This is a genomic window from Natronorubrum texcoconense (assembly GCF_900100335.1).
Taxonomy (GTDB): Archaea; Halobacteriota; Halobacteria; order Halobacteriales; family Natrialbaceae; genus Natronorubrum; species Natronorubrum texcoconense.
Map to the genome: position 1 here is coordinate 254,287 of NZ_FNFE01000001.1, position 25,465 is coordinate 279,751.

The following is a 25,465-nucleotide window of genomic DNA, read 5'->3' on the forward strand; positions in this document are numbered from 1 at the left end:
GTAGCATTAATTGACATCTCGAGCGAGTCGAACGCGTGTCCTCCTCGACCGACAGACGAGCCGATCGCGACGCCGTCGTCGCCGTCGTCCGACGATATCACCGCGTCGAACGACTCTGTAGCATTGCCGCTGCTGTGGCCGTCGCACTCGTCGCCTTCGTTGCGATCGTTTCGCTTCCGTTCCTCGTCGGCCTCCTCGCCGCGATCGGTCTCCTTGTGCTTGCCCGTGTACCGGTTCTTTCCCGAACGACGACGACGCGAGTGGTCACCGACGCGGATATCGACGCTGTCGTCGCTGATTTCGACGGTGCCACGCCACCAATGCTCGCCTTCCAGTGGGGGCTCGCCGACGACGTTCGCCCGACTGCAGACGGCGGCGTCTACGACTTCTCGTACGCCTTCGGCTTGCAGTCTGCGACGGTGACGGTGGAGAGCGCCCTCCGCTCGTCCGATTCGCCCGGCACGGACGACTCGAACGGGGACGATAGCGCCTCGACGCTCGAAATCACGACGACCGCGAACGACCGTTCGTGGGGGACGTACACGATCACGATTCGAGACCGTGGCGACGAGACGTCCGTCGAAATCGAGGGCGAACCGAACAGGCGGTTCGGGCTGCGCTATCTCGTACAGGGCGGGCTCACCAACCGGTACTACGCCGACGTGCTCGCTGCACAGGGATACACCACCGTCGAACGGGAGACGTCGCTGTCGCTGTTTTGAGGCGCCGACACTCGAGAACGGGTGTGCCCATCGCTTTAGCGATGGTTGGGAACTACCGACGGCGACTCACTCACCGGTAGCGGCCGCCTTCGAGAAGACGAACTCTCGAACCAGTTTTCCGGCGAGCGACGCGGCCTGGCCGTCGTCGCGGTCGTTGACCTCCACGACGTCGAACCCGCCCGCGTGGGGAGCCACTTCGCGGACGATATCGCGTATCTCGCGCGGCTCGAGCCCGAACGGCTCCGTCGTTCCCGTCCCCGGCGCATAGGCGGGGTCGGCGGCGTCGATATCGACGCTGAGGTAGACGTCACGGTCCTCGAGTCTGTCGCCGAACGACCGGTCCGCGACGTCCTCCGGCGGGACGACGGTCACGTCGTCCTCGCTCGCACGGTCCCACTCCGCCTCGCTGCCCGTTCGGATCCCGAGGAGGACGATTTCCTCGACGGACTCGACTTCGAGGATTCGCCGCATCACGGCGGCGTGGGACAGTTCGTTCCCGTCGTACGCCTCGTAGAGGTCGAGGTGGGCGTCGAGACAGACCACAACCTCAGGTTCGACCGCGCGGACGCCCGCGAGCGAGACGGTGTGTTCGCCGCCCAACAGCAATGGGACGGCGTCGTCCCAGACGATATCGCGCAGGGTTCCCTCGAGGTACTCGAGATACGCTTCGGCATCGTCCCAGGCGCGAACGTCGCCGCGGTCTTCGACGCCGAGGTCGGAAAAGTGCTGGTCCGTCCGGTGGTCGTAGTCGTCGAACGGCTCCGCAAAAGTCCGAATGCGTCGGGGACCGAACCGGGTCCCCGGCTGAAAGGTCGTCGAGACGTCCAGGGGCGCACCGACGACCACGAAGTTCGCGCCAACACGGTCGGGTTCTCGCCCTCGCGCGTCGGAATCCTCGCGTCCGTCGGTCGCCCCGGGAAACATCAGACGATCTTTCGCTGGTCTTCCATCTCGAGGTACTCGATGTTCTCGTCGGGGGAGACGTCGACGTCCTCGGGGATGCGCATCGTGAGCGTTTCGTACGTCTCGAGGTCCATGACCTGCATGTCGTCGCCGTCGACGGAGACGACCTGTCCGTTCTTCCGTTCGATGATCGGGACCCAGATCTTCGCGTCGACGGGCTGGGAGAGCGAGCGCTTCTTGCCGTCGAAGACGCCTGCGGCTTCGACTCGAGCCTTCGCACTGCCGTGTTTACCCGGCTTGGCGGTCGAGTAGGCGTTGATTTTGCAGGCTGCGTCGTCGATCATGACGTAACTTCCTTCCTGGAGTTCGCGAACTTCGGTCTGCTGTTTCGCCATATCCCGGCGTAATCAACCGACGGCCATAAACCGTTTGGAATGGACGCTGGGCCGACTTCAGTGTGCTAACACGTCCGAACCGTCCGGTGCGGCCGGTGTACTGGGGGTAGATCTTCGGGGACAGCACCGAGTGGAACCGTTTGCAGCCAGTGGCTCTCGAGCGAAATCTCTACTAACCGGCCGACGAAGGCACGACTGATGCCAGGCAGCCTCGTCGCCGTCCTCGGTGTCGTCGCCGCGTTCCTCTCCGGTCTCAGCATCGCCATGGTCGTTCGACACCGCAGGCGTCGCCACGCCCGGTCCGAACTCGCGGACGCCCTCGACGACCGACTGGCCGAGGCGTTGGGTCCGGGAACCGGCTCCCACCTCGAGCGCTCGCCGGCCGTCCGCCGAATCGCCGTCGTCGATGCGGATGCCGAGAGTCGCAGCGGGCCGGCGGGCGAAGGTGACGGATCGGCGGGCGAAGGTGGCGGGTCGACGGACGAGGACGATCGAGCGATGCTCGTCCCGATCGTTCGCGTCGACCTCGAGACCACCGACGCGCCGGGGATGAAGATCATCTTGGAGTACGTCGCAGACGTGCTCGAGGCGATCCACCCCGAACTCGAAGCGCGCGACGAACGCGTCCACCGCTACGACGTCGAGTTCACCTTCGGTCCCGGCGGGTTGATCGTCGCGGGAGAGTGTCGCCGCGTCTCCGTCGCGCCGGAACTGGCCGCTCGACTGCTCGAAGACGAGCGCTACGGCGCGTTCGAACTCCGACGCGACGTCGAGCGTGCCGACCGAGACGACGACAGTCCGACCGCCCTGTGGGACGACTGTCGGTCGTCGGCCGACCGTCACTGACTGGGGGTGTTTGCGACGAATACTACTACTCGGTCGACCCGCTACGACTGCGTCTCCATCGGTCGGCGACGGATGCAAACCCGAACCACGAGGTATGTCAAGAGTTAACACACCCCGGCGCGTAACGGTTGTGAGTGTTCTTCGGCGTCGGCGGTGAGACACCTGTCTCCCGGAGCGACGAACGCTCGGAAAGTGGTCCACAGATGTCGACGATTCACGAATCCGCGGCGGTCGAGACGGCGACGAAGGCCGAAGAGCAACAGGTCATCAATACCCTCGTGCTGGCGTTCGGTTCGGATCCGATGATGCGCTGGTTCTATCCGTCGCCGAACGACTACATGGAACACTTCCCGGAGTTCGCCCGGATCTACGGCGGCAAGGCGTTCGAACGCGGGACCGCCCACACCCTGCACGATTTCGCGGCGGCTGCGCTCTGGCTTCCGCCAGGTGTGCATCCGGACGAAGACGCGTTGGTCGCGCTGTTTCAGGATGCCCTGCCCGAAGAGCGCCTAGCCCACGCCTTCTCAGTCATGGAACAACTCGAGACGTACCATCCCACCGAGCCGTACTGGCACCTGCCGCTGATCGGCGTCGGCCCCACCCAACAGCGCCGGGGGTACGGATCGGCGCTGATGGAGCACGCACTCGAGACGTGCGATCGGGAGGGCGAACTCGCGTACCTCGAATCGAGCAACCCCCTGAATATTTCGCTTTACGTCCGGCACGGGTTCGAGATACTCGGCGTGATCCAGGAGGGTGCGATGCCGCCGCTCATTCCGATGGTGCGCACGCCACAGGAGTGAGAATCACCGGATCGGCTGCCGACGAGCGAGGAGGGATCCGAAGCACTCAGTCGTCGTGGGTCGCCGGCTCGTGCTCTCGCTCGTGGTGCTGTTTCTCCTGGAGGTGTTCGATCGCGTGGAGTTCGACGACGGGGACGACCTTGGCGACGGTCAGGAAGATCAACACGACCATCCCGATGGTGCCGATGACCGACGCGATCTCGATGAAGCTCGGGAAGTAGTCGCCGGGCGTCGCCGCGTAGATGTTCATCGTCGGGTACATCAGCCCCTCGACGACGAAGAGGATCTTCTCGAGGAGCGTCGCGGTGAGAACCGCGAGCCCACAGGCGACGGCTCGCTGCTTGGTGAACAGCGACGGGCGAATCGTCTGTGCGAAGATGAAGGCCAACACTCCGGCGACGAGTCCCATCGAGAAGAGATAGATGGGATGTGAGAGCGTCGCGAACGTGACGTACTCAACGTCGATCGGGGCGGTGAAGCTGCCGGTGACCATCTGCTGGAGCTGGAGCCAGAGGAACAGCAGGGAGAAGAAGCCGAGCCACAGGAGCAGCCCGCGGAAGATGTCGTCGGTGATGATGTGATCCCAGTCGTAGGCCCGGCGGAAGGCGTAGGAGAGGAGGATCACGCCGCTGATCGCCGAGGTCAGCGCGATCGTGAGGAACTGCGGTCCCTGCACCGCGCCGAACCAGCCGGGCATGCTCGGGATCAGGGCGAACAGCCACGGAATCACGCCGCCGTGGAGCAAGAGCGGGGCCATGATGATGATCGCGAGCGCGAGCCACCAGACCATCCGCTGGACGATCTCGTCTTCTTTCTCTGAGTAGCCGATAGTCAACAGTTTGTAGATGGGACCGAAGTGATCCGGCAGATCACCGCGCAGTCTAGTGACGTCGTACCGGAGCGTGAGTGCGAGATAGGTCGCCGTCAGCACGAAGTAGGCCGTAATGACGGTGACGTCCCACACCAGTGGCGAGGCGTGGATCGTGATGTGGTAGTGCGTGATGATGCTCGTGACCATCCGGTCTGGCCGTCCCAGGTGGACGACGATGTAGAAGCCGGCTGCCGAGAGCCCGGCGATGGTCAGCAACTCGGCCAGCCGAGCGACCGGCATGTAGCGTTCCATCCCCAGCAGGCGGACCGCAGCGGAGAGGATGATCCCCCCGTGGGCGATTCCGACCCACCAGATGAACGCGCCGATGTACAGCCCCCAAGTCACCCCGCCGCCGGTCCCCCAATCGGAGAGCCCGGTGACGACCATCCCCTCGTAGAGCTGGTAGAGCCAGCCGATAAAAAAGAGGGTGAACGCCAGCCCAGCGACTCCGGCCAGGACGAAGTATTTCGTCGACGTATTCTGTATCGGCCGAAGGATATCGGCCTTCTGTGGCGATTTCGTGCTCATCGTGCGAGAGTCTCACAATCATACCGTCGCCACGTCCGTCATTGCATCCGTTGGCCTTGCAAGCACTCCACCCGTCGTCGACCGTTCACGCCCCGCTCGCCGTCGAACGGCTCGTGACACGTGTTACCGAGGGCATCACTCAAGTGTCCGCGGACCGAACACCTTGATATGGTGCTGCTGGTGGCCCTCGACGAGTCGGAACCGGGCTGGGCGGCACTCGAGTACGCTCTCGAGGAACACGCCGACGACGAGATCGTCGTCGTCCACGTCGCCGATCCGAACCGGAGCGGCTACGGCGAGTTCGCCCATCTCGGTGCGGAGGCGATGCGCGAACGGATGCGCGAGGCAGCGTCCGGTCTGTTCGATGCGGCCCGTACTCGAGCGACCGATCGGGGCTGTGAGATCACGACGGAACTGCTGATCGGTCAGCCTGCGCCGGCAATCGTCGAGTACGCGTTGGATCACGACGTCGACCGCATCGTGGTCGGCAGTCACGGTCGGTCCGGCTTCTCGCGCGTCTTACTCGGCAGTGTAGCGGAGCGTATCGCCCGACGGGCATCCGTTCCCGTGACGATCGTCCGCTGACCGTTCGCCATATCGACCGTCGGTAAGCGGACGATTACTTCGCTCGCCGATCTGCCCGCTCGTGTCTCACCTGGTAAGTATAAATTGTGATACGTGTGGACTTCCGGTCACTCCGTCGCAACTGAATAAACTAATGAGGCTCCGAAATAGTTTCGCGGTATGAACAACCGCTACGATGTGGTTATCGCAGGCGCTGGCCCAGCCGGTGGCCAGTGCGCACGCGACCTCGCAGCCCGTGGATACGACGTCGTCGTCCTCGAGACCGAGTCCGAGGACGAGTTCCCGCGCCAGAGCAACAAGTCGACCGCGGGGACGTTCCCCTCGATGATGGCCTCGTTCGGGATTCCCGACGACGTCGTCATGCAGTACACCGACAGCGTCGTCCTCGAGTCGCCGACCGAACACTACGTCCGCGAACAGCCCGGCGCGGTCCTCGAGTTCGCCGACTTCAAGCGCTTCCTCGTCGAGGACAGCCGCGCGGACGGCGCGGAGTACCGCTTCGACGCGCGCGTCACCGCGCCCATCGTGGAGAACGACGAGATCGTCGGCGTCCGGTACAACGGCGACGAGGAGGTTTACGGCGAGATCGTTATCGACGCGACGGGGCCGGCCGCGCCGCTCGCGAAGAAACTCGGCGTCGTCGATCTCAAGCGGGAGAACCACGCGATCGGCATCGAGTACGAGTTCGAGGGCATCGACATCGACCGCCCCGGCTTCGCCGATCTCCACGACGCGATGATGCTCCGACTGGATCACGAGCTCGCGCCCGGCGGCTACTCGTGGATCTTCCACACCGGCGGCGATACCGCCAAGGTCGGCCTCTGTTACATCCAGAACGGGAGCCACGAGCAGTACGCGCGCGACGGCTACTCGATCGACGACTACCTGAACCACTGGCTCGAGACGGACCCCCGCTTCGCGAACGCCGAGCGACTCGAGGGGAAACAACACCGCGGCTCCGCGCACATCCAGCTGCCGGGCCAGATGCACACCGACCGGTTCATGGCCATCGGCGACACCGTCCCGACGGTCGACCCGCTCTGGGGCGAGGGGATCAACAAGTGCATGCAGTCCGGCCGGATGGCCGCTATTGCGGCCGACTCCTGCCTCAAGCACGGCGACGTGAAGCCGACCGCCGAGAATCTCGAGGTGTACGATACCCTCTGGCACCGCGACGTCGCTCCGAACGTCAAGACCCGCCAGCACATGACGCAACTGCTCTATCTCGCGTCGAACGAGCGCTACGACAAACTCATGCGGGATCTCAACCGGTTCGACGAAGAGACGCTGGCCGAGGCAAATCGCGGGAACATTCGAGCCGTATTGAAACTGCTCGGTCCGAGCGACGCCTCCCTGCTCGCCCGATTCGCGAAACAGCAGTTCGGATTCTGACTCGACCGATACGACGCGATCACTCGCTCTTCCCTGCGTCGCTACTCCCGGCTCTCGACCGATCGAGGCCGCAGTCACCGAACGGTTAATGGTTCTTGGCTTCGAGACGTGCCAATATGTTGACTCCCCGCCCGGACACCGACGGTTCTCCTCTCTCGAGGCGAGCGCTGCTCGCCGCCTCTGGTGCGCTGGTCTCCGCGACGGCCGGCTGTGCTGGCTTTCTGGAGGACGACGATTCCCGGTCCAACGGCGACCTCGTGGACGACGTGCCGGCGGAAACGGCCGTCCTCGCTCACCTCGACGTCCCCGCGGTCGCGGACGCGGGTGCGCTCGAGACGGACGAGGATGTCTCGGATTCTGACGGCGACACGGCCGATACGGACGATGATACGATCAGTGCGGACGACGGTGCAAACGGTGCGAACGACGACGCTCTCGAGGACGACGGCTCCGTCGACCCGGGCTACGTCGCCGATCTCGCGGCGGCGGTCGAGGCCCGAACCGGGCTCGACCCGCTCGCGGCGAACGAACTGTTGCTGTTCGGGGACGGCGACGCCGAACTGAACGAGACGAGCCTCGGGGACACCGAGTCGGACGACTGGGAGCGGATCGACGCCGTGGTCGACGGCGACTGGAGCGAAGACGATGTCGTCGACTCGCTCGAGGCGACCACCGACGTCGCGTACGAGGAGACGACGTACGCGGAGGAGTCGGTGCTGTACGAACCGGAAACGGGCGGGGACGATCCGTACACCCCTTCCCTCGGCGTCCTCGGCGACGACCGATTCGTCGTCGGCGACGGGGCTGCCGTGCGATCCGTGCTCGACGTCCGATACGGCGAGAGCGATCCCGTCTCCGGGCTGGTTCGCGACGCGTACGAGGACGCCCGCGGCGCGCAGTTGACCGTCGCCTCCGAGACCGACGGGCTCTCGGTTCCCGAGATGATCGAGCTGTTCGTCGACCTCGAGTTCGATATCCTCGACGAGGTCGACGCCGTCGGCCGGAGCTACGCCCTCGTCGACGCCGGACTCGAGTTCGAGATCGACCTCCACGTCGGCGACGACGGCGACGCCGCAGAACTCGAGACCGTGCTGCGCGGCGCGCTTCCGTACCTCGGGAGCATCGACGAGGAGTTCGACGAAGTACGCGACGATATCGACCTCGAGCGGAACGGCCCGGTGGTAACGGCTGCCTACGAGGGGGAGGCCGACGCCGTCCTCACCCTGCTTTCCGTGCTCGACGGGGTGTAACGTCGCGTGGACCTGCTGGCGCTGTTGCGAAAGGAATCGATCACCGTCAGGCGAAATCTGGGATTGATTCTCGTGCTCCTCGTCTTGCTTCCCGGCGGACTCGTCGCAGGGACCGCCGTCTTCGAGCAGACGATCCCCCGCGACGTACCCGTTGGCGTCGTCGCCGAGGAGGGGACGACCGAGGACGATATCGCGATCGCCGAAGCGGGGATGGTCGCGTTCGCGACGCCGGTCGAGTACGAATCGGCGGCTGACGCGCGCGAGGGACTCCAGCGCGAGGAAGTGTATCTCGCCGTCCACGTGCCGGGCGACGTACTGAACGAGAGCGGCGAGGCGAACGTGACGATCGTCTCCGATCGCGCGTTCGTCCCGTTCGAGGAACCGGTCAACGAGAGCGTCGGCGTCGCCGAATCCGAGATCGACGGGCTCGTCCCGGCCGACGTCACCGTCGATCACGAACAGGTCGGCGCGGAGCGGAGCCTCTCGGAGTTCCTCGTCCCCACCGGTCTGTTCGCGTTCGTCACGCTCTACGCGCTGGTCTTTCTCCCCTATCAGGTCCGGTCCGAGCGGCTGGTGCTCGATCGGCTCCAGACCGAGTCGCGACTGGATACCGTCGTCGCGAGCAAACTGCTGTTCTACGGCGCCGCGCTCGCGATTCCCGCAGCTGTCGTCGCCGCGATGGCGTACTGGTTCGGCTACGACGTGACCGTCCTCTCACCGCTGTCGGTCGCCGTCTTCGGACTCACGTTCGTCTATCTGGCCGCGGTCGGCCTCGCCGTCCTCTTCGCGCTCGGGCTCCGCCAGACCGCCCTGTTCGTCAACCTCGGGCTCGCGCTGGCCGTCTTCGGACTCTCGAGTCTGGTCTACCCGACCGGCTTCTTCTCCTCGGCGCAGGGGACGATCTCTCGAGCGCTGCCGACCTACTACTCGGTGGTCACGACCCGGAGCGCGATGCTTCGCGACGCGCCGGCGTCGCTGTACGCCGACTACCTGTGGTGGCTCGTCGCGACGACGCTCGCCTCGCTCGTCGTCCTGAAACTGGCGCTGGCCGTCTACGAACGGAGGCGCTGAGATGACGGACGCCGACTCGACTCACGACGCCGGCTCCGATTCCGCGAGCCGAGACGCCCCCGACGGCGATGATAGTTCGCTCGCGCTCGTCGACGTGACGAAACGCTACGGCGAGACGACGGCGCTCGAGGACCTCTCCCTCGAGTTCCGTCCCGGCACGTTCCACGGCCTGATCGGCCCGAACGGCTCCGGGAAGACGACGCTGTTCGCGCTGCTCGCCGGCCTCACGCAACCCACGAGCGGCCGGATCGAGCGCGCCGACGCGACCGCCGACGTCGGCTACAGCTTCCAGGAGCCCCGATTCTACCCGTCGCTCACCGTCCGCGAGAACCTCGAGATATTCCGCGGGTTCGTCGACGACCCGCCGCCGGACGCCTGGACCGAAACCCTGCTCGAGGAGCTTCGACTCGAGCCCGCCGCGGACCGGCGGGCCGACGAACTGTCGGGCGGCTTTCGCAAGAAACTCGACCTCGGACTCGCGCTGATCAAGCGTCCGCAGTACCTGTTGCTCGACGAGCCGCTGGCCGACGTCGACGACTACTCGCGGCGCCGCATCACCTCCTTCCTCGACTCGTACCGCGAGGCCGACCGGACGGTCGTCGTCTCGACGCACAACGTGGCCGCGTTCGCCGACCAACTCGATCGGCTCTCCGTCGTCGTCGACGGCGACCTCCGGTACGACGGCCCGCCCGCGGAGGACGTCGTCTCGCAGTACCGGACGCTGTTGGAGTGACGGCGCTCTTCCGCGAACGTACATCGTTCCCGACGGGTCCGAGAGGGTTTTACCCGGGTCGTCGTACGCGTCGCTATGTTCGAGACGATCCTGCTCCCGACCGACGGCAGCCAGCACGCCGAAGCCGCGGCCGAAACCGGCCTCGAGCTCGCGGGCGTCCACGACGCGGCGGTTCACGTCGTCTGCGTGGCCGACACCGGTCCGCTGAGCGATCTCCGCCTTCCCGGCGACGCCGCGAGCGCCGAAGACGCGATGCGCCAGCGCGCCCAGGAGTCCGTGGACGCGATCGTCGAACGGGCCGAAAACGCTGGTCTCGAGGTGATCGGCGTCGTTCTGGAGGGGCCGCCCGAGCACGAACTGCTCGAGTACGCCGACGAGGCCGGCGTCGACCTCGTCGTGATGGCAACTCGTGGTCGGGGCGGGGTCCACCGGATGGCGCTGGGGAGCGTCTCCGATCACGTGATTCGGTTCGGCGACGTTCCCGTGCTCGTGGCGAACTCGGGTTCGCGTTCGGCGTGAGACCGGTGGGGGGTCTCACCGGGGTGATTGACCTCGAGCGTTCACTCGCTGGGCTTATTGACCAGCGAGCGTTCTATCAGGTTCGAATGAAGTTCATAGCGTCGTGCCGAATACAGGGCGCGAATGCGACACTAACCGAACGTCAGTGAAAGGGACTCGTAGTCAATCGCTATATGCTATGTATGCAGCACGCATCGACACGCACATAACGAGTTGTAGTGAGCGCTCAGTTCAGCATATCTCTTGGAGACATTGCGACTTGAACGTAAATGGCTAACTCGACTATCGCTCACCTGCGCAGCGTTCCAAACCGCCACCCCGAAAAGAGCAGTAATCCGATTCCGATAGCATACAATACTGATCTGACTACGATGAGTGCGTTCCCGTCCGTCCAATGACTCTTCGTCGTGAATCTCGGCGTCCAATAATATTCTCCGTTGTGTTCGATGATTTCCCCGCGCTCGAAAGCTTCGACCCGCTCTCCATGGACGGTGACTGAGCCAGTCTCAACGGCCGCCTGTACTTCGGGTGGACGGTCGGCTGTGGACACGGCGACGTGTTCGGCCGCATCCATGTGGGTAATCTCCGTAAGCGTGAGCACCGTCCCGTCCTCTCCCGATTCGTGTTCGGGCAAATACGGTTGACTATCGATTCTCACGACCGGATACCATCCCGGTCGCTCGTAGCTGATCCACGGTTCTTCAAACCACTGTACGTGGTCATCGTATTCGACAGAGCCCTCTTCGAGGATCTGTTCCTCCAGCGCACAGAGGCGGACGCCCGGACAGTCCACGATGTTCTCTTCGTCCTCAGCATAGGTGATTGCACCCGCTGCTGCCGTTTCGTTCTCGATCTGTTCGACGTGGTACGTTCTCTCGACGCCTCCACCATCTGGATAGAGAACGATTGGATTCAACACAAGGGCAACGCCGAGGAGGGCGGGGACGAGTATCCAGTAATGGCGAGCCATTATACTATCCAACACTAAATAGTTAGCATATAATAATTACGTCGCATAGTTTATAGGTCTACTGAGCGGTTGGTGAATTACCGTCGAAATGATACAAACGAAGCCATCATGCTGCATACATGCTCTGTACTGAGCGCTTCGGTTGTTCGCCACATCGATTGATACCCGGAAACGACGCTCCGGTGCCGACCAGTCGCTCAGCGAACGATCTCGTTGATCGCCTCGGTTCGACGGCCGATCGACCAGCCGAACAACGCGAGGCCGACGTAGACTCCGAGTGCGGGCAGGACGTACGCCTCGAGGATCACCTCAGGTGTGAATCCAAACCCATCGAGCGCCGCGGCGAGCAACACCGAGACGAGAAAGAGCGCGATGCCGACGTCCGCAAAGCGCATACTGGGGAGTTCCGTCGGCTGCGAGCCGATGCGACCCACCGCGTAGAACGCGAGAGTGTAGGTCAGCCAGCCGAAGACGAGGGCCAGTGCGGTCGTGAACACGTCGTCGGGGTACTGCTGGGGGACGACCGAGAGGTGAACCACCAGCGTCACGAGCGCGGCGCTCGCGAGGAGCACGAACAGGAGCGGCCGGGAGGCTGCGGTCGAATCGCTCATTCGATGCGGGCTCCGTGTTCGTCGATCTCGCCCGCGACGATCCGCGTCGAGGAGATGCGCTCGCCGTCGTCGGCGAGGGTGTACGGGGCGACGATTCCGGAAATCGGCTCGAGCCCCCGCCGTCGGCGTCGGTCGTTGATTTCCTCGAGTTCGGGGGCCGTCTCCGGTGAGACGACGAGCGCGTCGACCGCGGGGTCGTCTTCCGCGATGCCGTACTCGCTCGTGAGCTCCCGAATCTCGACGTCGCGATTCCACTCGTCGAGACGGTCGATGGCGTCGGTGACCTGCTGAACCCGGTCGTCGAACGCGGGAATCTCCCGGGGCTGGTGGCGGGTCTCGACCGCGAGGTCGTCGCTCGTCAGCGCGACGACGACGCCGTCGTCGCCGAACCGGAGCGCGTGCTCGAACAGGGTCCGATGACCGTCGTGCAGCGGGCCGAACGTCCCGGCGACTGCGACGTACATACGAGTCCCGGCAACGGGGAGGCCCATAGGTGTGTCACGTTCTCTCGACTGCTGAACTCGAGGGACGCTATCGCGACTCGATCGAATGGGCGAATATATCCGTTCGAAGAACGATTCGCGAACTAGAAACGTTGGTCTCGATGTCGCTGACTACCGAACTCTCGATCGTCTTTCTCGTCGGTCTCGTCACCGGTCTCGCCACCGGGTTGGGTGTTGCGCCGTTTTTCCTCGTTCGTGAGATCGCCGACCGCTGGCTCGTCGTGCTCTGGGGCCTCGCCGTCGGTATCCTGCTCTCGGCGGCCCTGTTCGGGCTCCTCGGCGAGGCGCTCGCCGAGGGCGAACTCACACACGTCATCGCCGGCGTGGTCGGCGGCGTCGCGTTCGTCTACCTCGCCGACCACCTCGTGTCGGGGTACGAGTTCTCCCCGCGGACGGTCTCGGCCGTCGATCCGCGGACGGTCGTGCTGACCGTCGGCGTGCTGACGATCCACAGCATTCCGGAGGGGATCGCCGTCGGCGTCGCGTTCGCCGATCTCGGGACGGGTGAAGGGCTCGAGGTCGCGGGTCTCACGGTGCCGGCGCTCGCCGTCTTCATGGGAATCGCCATCTCGATCCTGAACGTGCCCGAGGGGCTCGCCATCGCCATCCCGCTGATCGCCTACGGGATGGACCGCTGGAAGGTCGTCGGCTGGGCCGTCTTCTCCGGTCTGCCACAGCCGATCGGCGCAGTGGCGGCCTACTACTTCGTCAGCACGCTCGAGGGCCTGCTGGCGGTGAGCTTCGGGTTCGCCGCGGGGGCGCTGTTCTACCTCGTCGTCGTCGAGTTCGTGCCCGCGGGGATCGACGCTGGCCGATCGCTCCCGCAGCGGGGACGACCACGACTCGTCGCCGGCGCCTGCGTCGGCTTCGTGGCGACGCTTGCGATCATCTTCGTGGTCGAAGGCATCGGAACCGTCTGAGTTCGGGTCGGTAACCGGGATTCGGCAAGTAGAGGTGTCTCAATTATCGCTTCACCCAAACCTATTAACTATGCAACACACGAGATAGTAATCGAGAGCAAGAATATGATTGAGACTATCGTGATGATTTTATTCTTTCTAATAGTAGTACTTACTGCTGGACTCCCAGCATGGGTGCTTATTCGGTGGAACGTGCAAAGACGCGATAACGACGATACGGACAGTTAGAAGTCTGTCAAATAGCTTGCTTGCAACCGAGCTATTAGATAGTGAACGTGATTCTCCGTTCAGTTCGCCGGAATACACCCCGAAATACTCGATCGCCCAGATCGTGTTACGACTTAGACTCGATCCCGACTACCTCGTCGGTCCACACCACGTCCGCGAACTCGCCCTCGAGGTGGGCCAGCGCGGTTCGGTGAACGGTCTCCGCACCGAACGCCTCGCCGTCGAACTGTCGATCGAAGGTTGCGGTCGCGTCGGCGACCACGACCGGATCGAACCCCAGATTCTCGGCCATCCGCGTCGTCGTCGAGACACAGTGGTCGGTCGTGAGCCCGACGAGGAGGACGGTCTCGAGGCCGCGCTCCCGGAGCCAGTCCTCGAGGTCCGTCCCGATGAACGCACTGTTGACCGACTTCGTCATCGTCGCCTCGTCCTCGAGCGGGGCTGTTTCGGGTTTGAACGCGAAGCCAGGTCCATCGCCCCGCAACGGCGAGTCGGGTTCTGTGGAGTCGTGGCGAACGTGGACCACCGGCCGATCCGTCTCGCGCCAGCGTGCGAGCAGTCGCGCCGCGTTCGCCTCGGCCTCGGGATTGTTTCGCTCGCCCCACCCGGAGTCGTCGAACCCCGTCTGAAGGTCGATCAGGAGGAGCGCGGCGTCCTCGAGTCGGTCGTCTCCGTAGTTTCGCTCCTCTCCGCGGTTCCGATCGCCTCCGCAGTTCCGACCTGCCATTACGGCAACCTCGCGGCCGGTTTCGGATGCTCCCGCGTGACCGTGATCGGACACGTCGAGGGAGCCTGCGCTTCGTCTTCTGAAAACAGGTACTGGGGCCACTCCCGGTCGGTGTCGACGCCCCAGTCGCCGAGGTCGGCGTGCGGGCAGACGCCGTCGTACTCCTCGAGTCGGTTCTGGATGACTTCGCGGGCGTGCTGACCGGCCTCGGTGTCGCCCGTGACGCCCATGTTCTCGAACAGCGCGCGGGGTTGGAACGTGATCTCGAGACCGATCGGACAGTACCGACTCTTTCGCTCCTCGTAGAACGGCGCTCGGCAGGTCGGGAACATCGGCTCGCCGCCGAGACAGAACTCCCAGTAGGGGTCGTCCGGATCGGTGGGAATGTCCTCGGGCCAGGGCTCGGGATCGTGGAGGTGTAACGTCTGGAGAATGTGCCAGAGCGCGTCGTGGTACTCCCGTTCGGAGAGGGACCGCTCGGGCGGCTCGAAGAAGGTGACCAGCGACGCGCGCTCGGAGTGGCCCTGATATATTTCGAGGTACTCGAGGATGCGATCCCGGAGCGTCAAGAGTGCGTCCGCGTCGCTCATCGAGGGGACGGCGGTGTAGAGCGGGTCGCCCTGCTGGACGGACTCGGCGCCGAAGAAACAGGGAAACGGGGTTCCGTTTCGCTCGCCGAGCAGCCCGTCTCGGAACGTCCCCCAGTGGTCGACGACCCATCCGGGGGTCTCGCCGGCCTGCACGCGTCGCTCGAGCGTCTCCTGATCCATCAGCGACTGGATACCCGGCTCGTTCATACGTTCCCCTTCGGCCTCACGAAAATGTAGCTTTTGTTTCCCTGACGCCCACCAGCCGAACATATGTGGGTGTTATTCCCCATCCCGCGATCGATCTTCCGCTATTCGACCCGTTCGATCGGTGCCCCGGTCGCTACGTCTCCGCCTTCGAGAATCCGCGCTCGAAGCCCGCCGCGGTGGACCAGCGCCTCCCGGACGCCCTGTTTCTCGAGGTGTCGCTCGAGGTACGAACACGGCTCACAGAGTTCGACGCCCTCGCAGACGACGTCGCCGACGCGGAACCGCTCCCCGACGAGGTGGTTCAGCGCGACCCCCTCAGTCGTCACGTTCCGCCGGTGGACGCCCGGCTCGAGGCTGATGTCGTACTCGTCCGCGACGCCCTCGAGCGCTTCGCGTTCGATGAGCGTGAGGTCGCTGCCGTCCCGATCCGCGAACGTTCCGTCGGTGTCGAAGTAGCGGTCGCCCTCGAGGCCCTGTTTTGCGACGGCGCGTACTTCTTCGAGCTGTTCCATCGGTTCACCCTGTTCGGGTGCGATGTGGATCGCGCGTACGTTGGCAGTCATGTGTGTCTCGTGGGGGTGGCTCGAGTTATATTCGATGGATCCGATTCGGACGACCGACCCGTTTCGACGCGTGATCGCTCATACCGTCTCGGGTAACCAGCCGCCGTCGACCTTCACGTTCTCGCCGCTGATGTACCCGCTTTCGGGATCCAGGAAGAAGTACAGCGGCTGAATCAGGTCCTCGAAGCTCGCGGGGCGGTCGCGGGGGAGTTCCTCGGGAAACTCGTCGGAGTTCTCGACGACGTACGGCGAGACGGCGTTGACCGTCAGGTCGTCTTCCTGCGTGTCGGCCGCGAGCATCCGCGTGAACATCAACACCCCGGCCTTGGCGACGAAGTAGGGGAAGTTCTTCGGGCTGACGAGCCCCTTCTCGCTCGAGGCGTAGCCGACGTTCACGATCCGACCGTAGTCGCCGTCGCGCAGGTTCGGTAGGGCGCGTTTCGAACAAAGGGCGGTGCCGTTGAGGTTGGTCTCGAGTACCCGGTTCCAGGTGGCAAAGTCGATCTCTTCCCAGTGGGCGGGCGCGAAGTCGCCGACGTTGTTCACGAGAACGTCGACGGGGCCGAGTTCGGACTCGACGGCCGCGAAGACGCCGTCGACGCTCTCCGGATCGGTGACGTCTCCCTGCACCGTCATCGCGTCGCTCGCCCCCCGATCCGTGGCTTCGTCGGCCACCTCGCGCGCCGCGTCGGCGCTCGTGTGGTAGTGGACGGCCGTCTTCGCCCCGCAGTCGGCCGTCGCCAGCAGGAGCGCCCGGCCGACGCCCTTCGCGCTCCCCGTTACGAGCACCGTCCGATCCGACAGATCTGGTCCGTCCATGTCTCGTCTCTCTCAACGGGTTCGGCGTGGAAAAAGCGTCCGGAACGACGGCCCTTGTGTGGCGTACGTGGCCCGCTGCGGCCGAAATAGACGGAACGGGACGTTCGCAAAAAACGTGGCTTTACGGTACTCCATTGGGATAGTGGCAGTATGGAGTTAGAAACCGTCCTGCTCGCCGTCGGACCCGGCGACGCCGATCGAATCGACGAACTGGCGAAATCCGTCGTCGAAGTAGCCAAGCCGGCCGACGCGACCGTCGTCCTCGCACACGTGTTCACCAGCAGCGAGTACGACGACGTCCTCACGCGACTCGAGTTCGACCGCGCCACCGACGAGATCGATCCCGACGACGTCGCTCGACGCCACCAGTCGATCATCGACCTCCGTACCGTCCTCGACGAACACGACGTCGATCACGTCATCAAGGGTGCGATCGGCGAGCACGGACCGACGATCGTGGATCTCGCGACCAGCAACGACGCCGATCGAGTGATCGTCGGCGGCCGTCGCCGATCCCCGACCGGGAAAGCGGTGTTCGGCTCGACGGCCCAGGAGGTTCTACTGTCGGCGCCGTGTCCGGTGACGTTCGTGCGGAGCGACGATATCGACGAGTGATCGGACGAGACGTCGACGCGGTAGTCGCGCTGCGTTGTTCGGTTTCCGGCGCTGTCACTCGCTCCCGACGCCAGTAGCTGCGTTGTCACCTTGATCTCGAAACGGCGACGAAGACCGCTCTCGAGTCGGTTTCGCCCGGTTCGGGAATACTGCGACGACGAGAATACTTAAGCGGGTGGCACCACCACTGTGGTGGTATGGCGATCGATACGATACTGCTTGCTGTCGGGCCGATGGATACCGTCCGAGCGGGGGAACTCGCAGATACCGTCCTCGAGATCGCGGAGCCGCTCGATGCGACGGTCGTGATCGGTCACGCGTTCACGGAAGACGAGTACGAGGATATCCACGACGACCTCGGCTTCGACGCCCGCGTCGAGGACGTCGACCCCGACGAGGTCGCCGCCCGACGCGCACCGGTGGGGGATCTGGAGGAGATCTTCGCCGACGCCGGCGTCGACTACGAGGTCCGCGGCGCACTCGGCGAGGTCGGTAGCAAGGTCGTCGACATGGCGATCGAGGTCGACGCGGATCGGATGGTCGTCGGCGGCCGACGACGCTCGCCCGCGGAGAAGGCCGTGCTGGGCTCGGTCTCCCAGGAGATCATCCTGCAGGCACCCTGCCCGGTCACGTACTTCCGCGACCTCGACGTCATGGAGTAGCCGGCTGCTTCTGCTTTCGTCGGTCCTCGGGCGCCGAATCAGAGTACCGGCTCGTCGGGCCCGCTCGAGTTGGCTCCCGTGTTCTCGTACGGATAGCTGACATAACCGTTTGTAAACACTACTCGTACTCGAGTACGATCTGTGTAGTTAAGTACGGCGACGGCACTGTCTAGGACAGCATGGACTACTATGCCGGCGTCGATCTGGGCGCGACCAACGTCCGGGCGGTCGTCGCCGAACAGGACGGGACGACGATCGGCGCGGACCGCCGGGCGACGCCGCGCGGACCGACGGGAATCGACGTGACGGAGGGCGTCTTGCGGACGCTGCGCGGCGCGTGTGGCGACGCCGGGATCACGCCGACGGAGATCGTCGCGGCCGGAATCGGCTCTATCGGACCGTTCGATCTCGCAGAGGGGACCGTGATCGATCCCGCGAACCTTCCCGATTCGATCGATCGGATCCCCCTGACGGGTCCCATCGAGAAACTGATCGACAGCGACGAGGTCTACCTCCACAACGACACCAACGCCGGCGTCATCGGCGAGCGGTTCCACGCCGACCGAAACCCCGACGACATGGTCTACATCACCATCTCCTCGGGGATCGGAGCCGGCGTCTGCTGTGACGGCAACGTGGTGAGCGGCTGGGACGGCAACGCCGGCGAGGTGGGCCACTACGTCGTCGATCCGCGCGGCCGACTGACCTGTGGCTGCGGCCGCGACGGCCACTGGGAGGCCTACTGCTCGGGCAACGCGATCCCGGACTACGCCCGACTGCTCGCCGAGGACGACCCGACCATCGAGACCGATCTGCCGCTCGACGGACCCGATTTCACGGCGAAAGACGTCTTCGATCTGGCCGGCGAGGACGAACTCGCCGACTACGCGATCGAGCAACTCGCCCACTGGAACGCGATGGGCGTCACGAACGTCATCCACGCGTTCGCGCCGATCGTCGTCTCATTCGGCGGCGCCGTCGCTTTGCACAACGAGGAGCTGGTCGTCGACCCGATCCGCGAACGCGTCGCGGAGTCGGTGATGACGAACGTCCCGGAGATTCGCGTCACCGACCAGGGCGACGACGTGGTCGTCGAGGGCGCGCTCGCGAGCGCGCTGACCGGCGGGACGGGCGACCGCCAGCGGCTGTAGTCTGTGGCCGTCTCGCTCGTCGGGTTCGGCGGCCGTTTCTCGCTCGGCGGCGCCGAAGAGGTAATCGATTCCTGTTAATTCGGTATTTCTTGTACTGTTGGGGAGAACGCTTATTGTGTACGGTAATTTCTGACCGTCCACGATGGTTACGGGGGATACGGTCCGGGGGGACTGCGAGGAGCTGTCGATACTCCTCGTCGATCCGGATTCGGTGACGTTTACGAAGCGGTCCGTCGAGGTCGCGCTGTGCGAGACCGAGGATGATTCGGCGACCGTCGACGTCGACCTCGAGTTCGAGTGGCACCAGATCTGTCACGGCTGCGGCGAGCGAAAGTGGTTCAGTTCGATGATCTGTGACGACTGCCGGGACAGACACGGCGTCTGACGATGGTATCGAAGCGTGATTCCGGCGTGCCGCCTCTCGCTCTCCGATCGGCAGACGCTCACTCACTGACCGGGAACCGACCACGCGTTACTTGAGCGGCGGGTACGAGGCTATCGTATGCAGCGACGAGAGTTCCTCCGGACGAGCGGGGCGGCCGGAGTTGCCGTGGCGCTCTCGGAAGCCGTCCTCACGGCGACGACTCGAGCCACGGCGGCCGCGGCCGAGAGCACGCCCGACGGCTACGAACCGCTCGGACGCGTCGCGGTCACCGGAGCCGCCGAAGCCGTCGTCGGCGACGACGGGGAGACGGTCTACCTCGCCACTACAGACGGCTTCGCGACGGTCGATATCAGCGACCCGTCCGAGCCCGAACTGCTCGCGGACCGATTCCCGCTCGAGGTCGGCGACACGCCGTTTCGAGAGATCCTCGACGTGAAAGTCGACGGCGACCGACTGGTCGTCGCCGGCCCGGCGAACCAGCACGAGGACGATGTCTTCCACGGGTTCGAACTGTACGACGTGAGCGACCCAGCCGATCCGGTCGCCGTCGGCGAGCCCTACGAAACCGGCTATCACATCCACAACTGCTTTCTCGCGGACGACCTGCTCTACGTGGTCGCCAACAGCGAGGCGGAGAACCCGCTCGTCATTTTCGACGTCAGCGACGACGACGCCGAGGAGATCGGCCGCTGGTCGCTCGTCGAGCACGAACCGGAGTGGCAGGAGCTCTACTGGCTCGCGCGGTACAACCACGACGTCTACGTCCACGACGAGATCGCCTATCTGGCCCACTGGAACGCCGGGACCTACCTGATCGACGTGAGCGACCCCACCGACCCCGAGTACGTCTCGCGCGTGAGTGACACCGACCTCGAGGAGTCGCTCGCGCTCGAGGACAGCGAGGCACAGATGGGCCTCCCGGGCAACGACCACTACTCGGCGGTCGACGACACCGGCGACCTCCTCGCGGTCGGCCGGGAGGCCTGGGCGACGGGCGGCGACGAGCCCGACGGCCCCGGCGGGATCGACCTCTACGACGTGAGCGATCCGGCGAACCCCGACTCCCTCGCTTCGATCGATGCACCCTCCGCGGACGACGCCTCCTACTACGGCGAGGAGTGGACGACCGCCCACAACTTCGAACTGCGCGAGGACCGCCTCTACTCCTCGTGGTACCAGGGCGGCGTCAAGATCCACGACGTGAGCGACCCGGCCGAGCCCGAGGAACTGGCCCACTGGCGCGACACCGATACGGCCGGCTTCTGGACCGCTCGCGTCGCCGACAGCGAGACGTTCGTCGCGAGCAGCACGCCCCTCATCCCCGGCGCGGAGACCGAGGGCGCGCTGTACACCTTCCCGACCGATCCCGACCCCGACTCGAGCGCGTCCGGCGGCCCGCTCGATTCGATCCCCGGATTCACCGGCGCGGCCGGTCTCGCCGGCGTCGCCGGCGGGGCCGTCGCCCTCGAGTGGCTCCGTCGTCGCGACGACGCCGATCGGTAACCGCCTCGCCGCCGAAATCCTCAGGATTGATCCTGATGGATGGTAGCAGCTGTCAAAACCTTATTCACCGCTCGAGCCCGTAGTTCGAGTAATGACTACTCCCGACGCGGCAGCCGACGCCGAAACCGACGGCGAGCCACCGCTCAAAGAGCGCGTCGAGTCCTGGCTCACCCGCGAGATGCCGATCATCCAGATGCACGGCGGAACGAGCGCCGTCCGGGAAGCCGACCCCGAGACCGGCGAAGTGATCATCGAACTCGGCGGCGGCTGCGAGGGCTGTTCGGTCAGCGGCATCACCTCGAGCAACATCGAGGCCGAACTCCTCACGTGGCCCGAAATCGACGAGATCACCGTCCGCGTCCCCGATCCCCGCGAGAGCCTCGGCGGCCCGGATCAGGCCGAGTCGATCATGGGGGTCGACCGCACCGAGGGTGGGCGCGGCGACTGGGGCTCCTCGAATCCCGGGAAGGATCACCTCTGAGTCCCGGACCGACTCGAGTCCCGCCGACCGGAGTGGCGGTCGACGCTCGACTGAAATCCCGCCCAACCCGGTGTGTGCATGTCGGTAACAGGGGCGGATCATTTTGGGAATTCCTATATCCTTTTACGCGCCCATTACGGAGTCGTATACCATGATGACGTGTGAACGCCCGAAAGCAGGAGGTGACGGCAGTGAGTGACGATTCCGCCGCGGAAGAGAACGCGGAGACGGACGGCGGTGTTCGCGCTTACACCGTCCGCCTCGAACTCGTCGACGAGCCCGGCGAGTTGCTTCGCGCGCTCGCACCGATCGCCGACAACGGCGGGAACCTACTGAGTATCCACCACGAACGCGGCAACATGACCCCTCGCGGGCACATTCCCGTCGAGGTCGACCTCGAGTCGCCGCCGGACCGGTTCGACGGCATCGTCGACGCCCTGCGCGACGCCGGCGTCAACGTGATTCAGGCCGGCGCGGAACACTACGGCGAGGAGATCAACGTCGTGCTGGTCGGCAACATCGTCGAGCACGACCTTTCGAACACGCTCTCGCGGATCGAAGACGAAGCGAACGCCGTCGTTCGGGACCTCTCGCTTTCGGCACCCAACGGCACGGAAGCGGTCTCGAGTGCGCGAATCCGACTGGCCATCGACTCTGGCCGGTCCGACGCGGCGCTCGAGGCGATTCGCTCGATCGGCTCGGACAAGGAGCTCACTGTCGTCGAACCCCTCCTCGGAGGTGACACTGCATGAAACTCGCAATTCTTGGTGCTGGTGACGTCGGCCGCTCGGTGGCCGATCTCGCGGGCGAATACGGACACGACGTCGTCGCGCTCGCCGACTCCACGACCGCCACGGTCGACGCCGACGGGATCGACATCGAGGGCGCACTCGAGCGCAAAGCCGGCGGCGACGCGCTGGGCTCGAGCGATCCCGCCGACGTCTTCGAGAGCGAGTACGATGTCTTGGTCGAGGCGACGCCGACGACGCTCGGCGACGCCGAACCCGGCTTCTCGCACGTCGAGCGCGCACTCGAGGCCGACCGTCACGTCGTGCTTGCGAACAAGGGCCCCGTCGCGGAACGGTACGAGGAACTCCGCGCGCTCGAAGCCGATAGTGCGGGCTCGATCCGGTTCGAGGCTACCGTCGGCGGCGCGATTCCGGTGCTCTCGACGATCGAGGACTCGACGCCACAGGCCGTGACCGCCGTCCGGGGTGTCCTGAACGGCACCGCGAACTTCATCCTCACGCGGATGGCCGCGGAGGGACTCGACTACGAGCACGTCCTCGCGGAGGCCCAGGATCTCGGCGTGGCCGAAGCCGATCCGACGTTCGACGTCGACGGCACCGACGCCGCGCTCAAGTTCGTCATCCTCGCGAACGTGCTCGCCGACGGCGGGTTCTCGCTCGAGGACGCGACGGTCGAGGGCATCCAGTCGATTCCCGGCAGCGCGCTCGACCTCGCCGCGGAGGACGGCCGAACGATTCGGCTCATCGGCGAGGCGACCCGCGACGGCGTCCGCGTCGGACCGCGACTCGTCCCCGAGAACGGCCCGCTGGCCGTCACCGGGACGCGAAACATCGTTCAGATCGAGACCCGAAACGCGGGCTCGCTGCACTCGAGCGGTCGCGGTGCGGGCGGCCCGGAGACGGCGACTGCCGTCCTCTCCGACGTCGGACGACTGCCGCCGCTGTAAGGATCGGTTCGTGGCCAACTCCGTGCATCGGCCGCAGTCGCCCCCGTCTACACCGACGGCTCATTCTCGAGTGACCCGTGTGGTTCGTCGATCAGTTCGGGAATTTTCTTGACTTCTTTCGCGCACGTGTGACGACGTCGAACTGGTGGTGGTGCATCACCGCCGAACTCTCCTTCTGCTGCCGACCTACCGCTTTACCGCCGACCTATCGCTCTCCGGTCGAACTCCCGCTCTCCCACTGGATCTAGCCCTTCGGTGGCCTGCGGGCGACGGGAGACCGATCGGTTCGGGGGCTGTCGATGCTCGAACGGCGCCTCCTCGCCGCTCAGTTGCTCTCGTCGGCCGATGGAAGCCGTGAATCGGAGTCCCCACACCGTGTGAACGCTAGGCAAACCGCAAGAAGGCGCGGGGTTCGGCAAAATACGCTTTCGAAATGGTTTTAACCGCAACGAGCAAAAGAGACCGATATAAGCGCCTCTGCGCGTGAGCTACAACAATGAGCGAACAACACCAGAACCTGGCCATCATCGGCCACGTTGACCACGGGAAGAGCACGCTCGTGGGACGCCTCCTGTACGAGACAGGCAGCGTACCAGAGCACGTCATCGAACAGCACCGCGAAGAAGCAGAAGAGAAGGGCAAGGGCGGATTCGAGTTCGCCTACGTCATGGACAACCTCGCCGAGGAGCGAGAGCGTGGTGTCACCATCGACATCGCCCACCAGGAGTTCTCGACGGACGCCTACGACTTCACCATCGTCGACTGTCCTGGCCACCGCGACTTCGTGAAGAACATGATCACGGGCGCATCCCAGGCGGACAACGCCGTCCTCGTCGTCGCCGCTGACGACGGTGTCGCGCCCCAGACCCAGGAGCACGTTTTCCTGGCCCGAACCCTCGGTATCGACGAACTCATCATCGGCATCAACAAGATGGACGTCGTCGACTACAAGGAGGATACCTTCAACGACGTCGTCGACGAAGTGAACCAGCTGCTCAAGCAGGTTCAGTTCCAGACCGACGACGCCTCGTTCATCCCGATCTCGGCGTTCGAGGGCGACAACATCGCCGAAGCCTCCGAGAACACGCCGTGGTACGACGGCCGTACCCTGCTCGAGGCACTCAACGACCTGCCGGCGCCGGAGCCACCGACGGACGCGCCGCTCCGACTCCCGATCCAGGACGTTTACACCATCTCCGGCATCGGTACCGTCCCAGTCGGACGTATCGAGACCGGTGTCATGAACATCGGCGACAACGTCTCCTTCCAGCCCAGCGACGTGGGCGGCGAAGTGAAGACGATCGAGATGCACCACGAAGAGGTGCCGAAGGCCGAGCCCGGTGACAACGTTGGATTCAACGTTCGTGGCATCGGTAAGGACGACATCCGCCGCGGTGACGTCTGTGGTCCAGCCGACGACCCACCGAGCGTCGCCGAGACGTTCCAGGCCCAGGTCGTCGTCATGCAGCACCCGTCCGTGATCACGGCCGGTTACACGCCGGTCTTCCACGCTCACACGGCTCAGGTCGCTTGTACGATCGAGTCCATCGACAAGAAGATGGACCCAGCAAGCGGCGAGGTTGCCGAGGAGAACCCCGACTTCATCCAGTCGGGTGACGCTGCTGTGGTCACCATCCGACCACAAAAGCCACTCAGCATCGAGCCGTCGAGCGAGATCCCAGAACTCGGGAGCTTCGCCATCCGCGACATGGGTCAGACCATCGCGGCCGGCAAGGTCCTCGAAGTTCACGAGAAAGAATAAATGCAGCAGGCACGCGTTCGACTCGCGGGCACGAGCCCAGAAGACTTAGACGACATCTGCGACGACGTCCGCGAGATCGCGAACAATACCGGCGTCAACCTGAGCGGTCCGATCCCGCTGCCGACGAAGACCCTCGAGGTGCCGACCCGGAAGTCGCCTGACGGCGAAGGGACCGCCACGTGGGAGCACTGGGAGATGCGCGTCCACAAGCGCCTGATCGATCTGGACGCCGACGAACGCGCACTCCGCCAGCTCATGCGCATTCAGGTGCCGAACGACGTCTCGATCGAGATCGTCCTCGAAGACTAACGGTCGATTCGCGTTTTTCACCGTTTTTGCGCGTTGATTGCTGGTCCGTAGCGATAGCTGTCCGATTCGGCGACTTCCTGAGTAGATACGGATCAGTCCACATGCGATGGCGCGTGCTGGGCCGCGGTGAGGCATGCGAGGTCGA

The 25,465-nt window shown here is 64.7% G+C and carries 30 protein-coding genes; 20 read left to right on the forward strand and 10 right to left on the reverse strand.

Going from position 1 to position 25,465, the window contains the following annotated elements; translation table 11 throughout:
- Window positions 1-35: 35 nt before the first annotated feature.
- Complete coding sequence (locus BLT08_RS01125; RefSeq protein WP_090302965.1) at window positions 36-722, forward strand: hypothetical protein; 687 nt, start codon at window positions 36-38, stop codon at window positions 720-722.
- 66 nt (window positions 723-788) lie between these two features.
- Here the strand turns inward: BLT08_RS01125 and speB are convergent, their stop codons facing one another.
- Both speB and BLT08_RS01135 read right to left on the reverse strand, forming a co-directional pair.
- On the reverse strand, window positions 789-1,646 hold the full coding sequence (gene speB, locus BLT08_RS01130) for an agmatinase (protein WP_090302966.1): 858 nt from the start codon (window positions 1,644-1,646) through the stop codon (window positions 789-791).
- Window positions 1,646-2,020, reverse strand: a complete 375-nt coding sequence (locus BLT08_RS01135; RefSeq protein ID WP_090302967.1) for a translation initiation factor IF-5A — start codon at window positions 2,018-2,020, stop codon at window positions 1,646-1,648. The genes speB and BLT08_RS01135 overlap by 1 nt, the downstream gene beginning before the upstream one ends.
- Window positions 2,021-2,218: 198 nt before the next feature.
- Between BLT08_RS01135 and BLT08_RS01140 the strand changes: the two genes are divergently transcribed.
- Window positions 2,219-2,866 carry a hypothetical protein gene (locus tag BLT08_RS01140; protein WP_090302968.1) on the forward strand — a complete coding sequence of 216 codons (648 nt, stop codon included), beginning with the start codon at window positions 2,219-2,221 and terminating at the stop codon, window positions 2,864-2,866.
- A gap of 203 nt (window positions 2,867-3,069) precedes the next feature.
- The gene (locus tag BLT08_RS01145) at window positions 3,070-3,669 is read left to right on the forward strand and encodes a GNAT family N-acetyltransferase (RefSeq protein ID WP_090302969.1); all 600 of its coding nucleotides are present in this window, start codon (window positions 3,070-3,072) and stop codon (window positions 3,667-3,669) included.
- A gap of 46 nt (window positions 3,670-3,715) precedes the next feature.
- On the opposite strand, the gene nrfD is transcribed toward BLT08_RS01145, so the two are convergent.
- Window positions 3,716-5,068: an NrfD/PsrC family molybdoenzyme membrane anchor subunit gene (nrfD, locus tag BLT08_RS01150; RefSeq protein ID WP_090302970.1), complete on the reverse strand. Its 1,353-nt coding sequence runs from the start codon at window positions 5,066-5,068 to the stop codon at window positions 3,716-3,718.
- Between the two features lie 168 nt (window positions 5,069-5,236).
- On the opposite strand from nrfD, the gene BLT08_RS01155 reads away from it, so the two are divergent.
- From BLT08_RS01155 to BLT08_RS01180, 6 genes are all read left to right on the forward strand, one after another.
- Complete coding sequence (locus BLT08_RS01155; protein WP_090302971.1) at window positions 5,237-5,653, forward strand: universal stress protein; 417 nt, start codon at window positions 5,237-5,239, stop codon at window positions 5,651-5,653.
- 159 nt (window positions 5,654-5,812) lie between these two features.
- The gene (locus tag BLT08_RS01160; RefSeq protein WP_090302972.1) at window positions 5,813-7,045 is read left to right on the forward strand and encodes a digeranylgeranylglycerophospholipid reductase; all 1,233 of its coding nucleotides are present in this window, start codon (window positions 5,813-5,815) and stop codon (window positions 7,043-7,045) included.
- Window positions 7,046-7,161: 116 nt separating this feature from the next.
- Window positions 7,162-8,295 (forward strand): hypothetical protein, encoded by a 1,134-nt coding sequence (locus BLT08_RS01165; protein ID WP_090302973.1) that lies wholly within the window; start codon window positions 7,162-7,164, stop codon window positions 8,293-8,295.
- A gap of 6 nt (window positions 8,296-8,301) precedes the next feature.
- A complete protein-coding gene (locus BLT08_RS01170; RefSeq protein ID WP_090302974.1) occupies window positions 8,302-9,366 on the forward strand; it encodes an ABC transporter permease in 1,065 nt (354 codons plus the stop codon).
- A 1-nt stretch (window position 9,367) separates the two neighbouring features.
- Window positions 9,368-10,099 carry an ABC transporter ATP-binding protein gene (locus BLT08_RS01175; RefSeq protein WP_090302975.1) on the forward strand — a complete coding sequence of 244 codons (732 nt, stop codon included), beginning with the start codon at window positions 9,368-9,370 and terminating at the stop codon, window positions 10,097-10,099.
- 75 nt (window positions 10,100-10,174) lie between these two features.
- On the forward strand, window positions 10,175-10,618 hold the full coding sequence (locus BLT08_RS01180) for a universal stress protein (protein WP_090302976.1): 444 nt from the start codon (window positions 10,175-10,177) through the stop codon (window positions 10,616-10,618).
- Window positions 10,619-10,907: 289 nt separating this feature from the next.
- On the opposite strand, the gene BLT08_RS01185 is transcribed toward BLT08_RS01180, so the two are convergent.
- The 3 genes from BLT08_RS01185 to BLT08_RS01195 all read right to left on the reverse strand — a co-directional run bounded on the left by BLT08_RS01185 (window position 10,908) and on the right by BLT08_RS01195 (window position 12,663).
- Complete coding sequence (locus BLT08_RS01185) at window positions 10,908-11,588, reverse strand: DUF8127 domain-containing protein (protein WP_090303896.1); 681 nt, start codon at window positions 11,586-11,588, stop codon at window positions 10,908-10,910.
- A 197-nt stretch (window positions 11,589-11,785) separates the two neighbouring features.
- The gene (locus tag BLT08_RS01190) at window positions 11,786-12,199 is read right to left on the reverse strand and encodes a hypothetical protein (protein WP_090302977.1); all 414 of its coding nucleotides are present in this window, start codon (window positions 12,197-12,199) and stop codon (window positions 11,786-11,788) included.
- The gene (locus tag BLT08_RS01195; RefSeq protein WP_175529208.1) at window positions 12,196-12,663 is read right to left on the reverse strand and encodes a phosphopantetheine adenylyltransferase; all 468 of its coding nucleotides are present in this window, start codon (window positions 12,661-12,663) and stop codon (window positions 12,196-12,198) included. Before BLT08_RS01195 ends, BLT08_RS01190 begins: the two co-directional genes overlap by 4 nt.
- Window positions 12,664-12,803: 140 nt before the next feature.
- Between BLT08_RS01195 and BLT08_RS01200 the strand changes: the two genes are divergently transcribed.
- Window positions 12,804-13,622 carry a ZIP family metal transporter gene (locus tag BLT08_RS01200; RefSeq protein WP_090303897.1) on the forward strand — a complete coding sequence of 273 codons (819 nt, stop codon included), beginning with the start codon at window positions 12,804-12,806 and terminating at the stop codon, window positions 13,620-13,622.
- Window positions 13,623-13,956: 334 nt separating this feature from the next.
- Here the strand turns inward: BLT08_RS01200 and BLT08_RS01205 are convergent, their stop codons facing one another.
- The 4 genes from BLT08_RS01205 to BLT08_RS01220 form a co-directional block, all read right to left on the reverse strand.
- Complete coding sequence (locus BLT08_RS01205) at window positions 13,957-14,577, reverse strand: cysteine hydrolase family protein (protein ID WP_090302979.1); 621 nt, start codon at window positions 14,575-14,577, stop codon at window positions 13,957-13,959.
- Entirely contained in the window at window positions 14,577-15,374 is a 798-nt protein-coding gene (locus tag BLT08_RS01210) for a YqcI/YcgG family protein (RefSeq protein ID WP_090302980.1), read from the reverse strand. Before BLT08_RS01210 ends, BLT08_RS01205 begins: the two co-directional genes overlap by 1 nt.
- A 101-nt stretch (window positions 15,375-15,475) precedes the next feature.
- A complete protein-coding gene (locus tag BLT08_RS01215; RefSeq protein ID WP_090302981.1) occupies window positions 15,476-15,937 on the reverse strand; it encodes an MOSC domain-containing protein in 462 nt (153 codons plus the stop codon).
- Window positions 15,938-16,015: 78 nt separating this feature from the next.
- Window positions 16,016-16,756 carry an SDR family NAD(P)-dependent oxidoreductase gene (locus BLT08_RS01220; RefSeq protein WP_090302982.1) on the reverse strand — a complete coding sequence of 247 codons (741 nt, stop codon included), beginning with the start codon at window positions 16,754-16,756 and terminating at the stop codon, window positions 16,016-16,018.
- Between the two features lie 150 nt (window positions 16,757-16,906).
- Between BLT08_RS01220 and BLT08_RS01225 the strand changes: the two genes are divergently transcribed.
- From BLT08_RS01225 to rpsJ, 10 genes are all read left to right on the forward strand, one after another.
- Complete coding sequence (locus tag BLT08_RS01225; protein ID WP_090302983.1) at window positions 16,907-17,371, forward strand: universal stress protein; 465 nt, start codon at window positions 16,907-16,909, stop codon at window positions 17,369-17,371.
- A gap of 197 nt (window positions 17,372-17,568) precedes the next feature.
- Entirely contained in the window at window positions 17,569-18,033 is a 465-nt protein-coding gene (locus BLT08_RS01230) for a universal stress protein (RefSeq protein ID WP_090302984.1), read from the forward strand.
- A gap of 179 nt (window positions 18,034-18,212) precedes the next feature.
- Entirely contained in the window at window positions 18,213-19,184 is a 972-nt protein-coding gene (locus tag BLT08_RS01235) for an ROK family protein (RefSeq protein ID WP_090302985.1), read from the forward strand.
- A 142-nt stretch (window positions 19,185-19,326) separates the two neighbouring features.
- Window positions 19,327-19,569: a hypothetical protein gene (locus tag BLT08_RS01240; protein ID WP_090302986.1), complete on the forward strand. Its 243-nt coding sequence runs from the start codon at window positions 19,327-19,329 to the stop codon at window positions 19,567-19,569.
- 117 nt (window positions 19,570-19,686) lie between these two features.
- Window positions 19,687-21,072 carry a hypothetical protein gene (locus tag BLT08_RS01245; protein WP_090302987.1) on the forward strand — a complete coding sequence of 462 codons (1,386 nt, stop codon included), beginning with the start codon at window positions 19,687-19,689 and terminating at the stop codon, window positions 21,070-21,072.
- Between the two features lie 91 nt (window positions 21,073-21,163).
- Entirely contained in the window at window positions 21,164-21,553 is a 390-nt protein-coding gene (locus tag BLT08_RS01250) for a NifU family protein (protein WP_090302988.1), read from the forward strand.
- Window positions 21,554-21,735: 182 nt separating this feature from the next.
- The gene (locus BLT08_RS01255) at window positions 21,736-22,305 is read left to right on the forward strand and encodes an amino acid-binding protein (RefSeq protein WP_245724159.1); all 570 of its coding nucleotides are present in this window, start codon (window positions 21,736-21,738) and stop codon (window positions 22,303-22,305) included.
- Complete coding sequence (locus BLT08_RS01260; RefSeq protein ID WP_090302990.1) at window positions 22,302-23,249, forward strand: homoserine dehydrogenase; 948 nt, start codon at window positions 22,302-22,304, stop codon at window positions 23,247-23,249. The genes BLT08_RS01255 and BLT08_RS01260 overlap by 4 nt, the downstream gene beginning before the upstream one ends.
- Window positions 23,250-23,745: 496 nt before the next feature.
- The gene (gene tuf, locus BLT08_RS01265; protein WP_090302991.1) at window positions 23,746-25,011 is read left to right on the forward strand and encodes a translation elongation factor EF-1 subunit alpha; all 1,266 of its coding nucleotides are present in this window, start codon (window positions 23,746-23,748) and stop codon (window positions 25,009-25,011) included.
- Complete coding sequence (gene rpsJ, locus BLT08_RS01270) at window positions 25,012-25,320, forward strand: 30S ribosomal protein S10 (protein WP_006090080.1); 309 nt, start codon at window positions 25,012-25,014, stop codon at window positions 25,318-25,320.
- Window positions 25,321-25,465 lie beyond the last annotated feature (145 nt).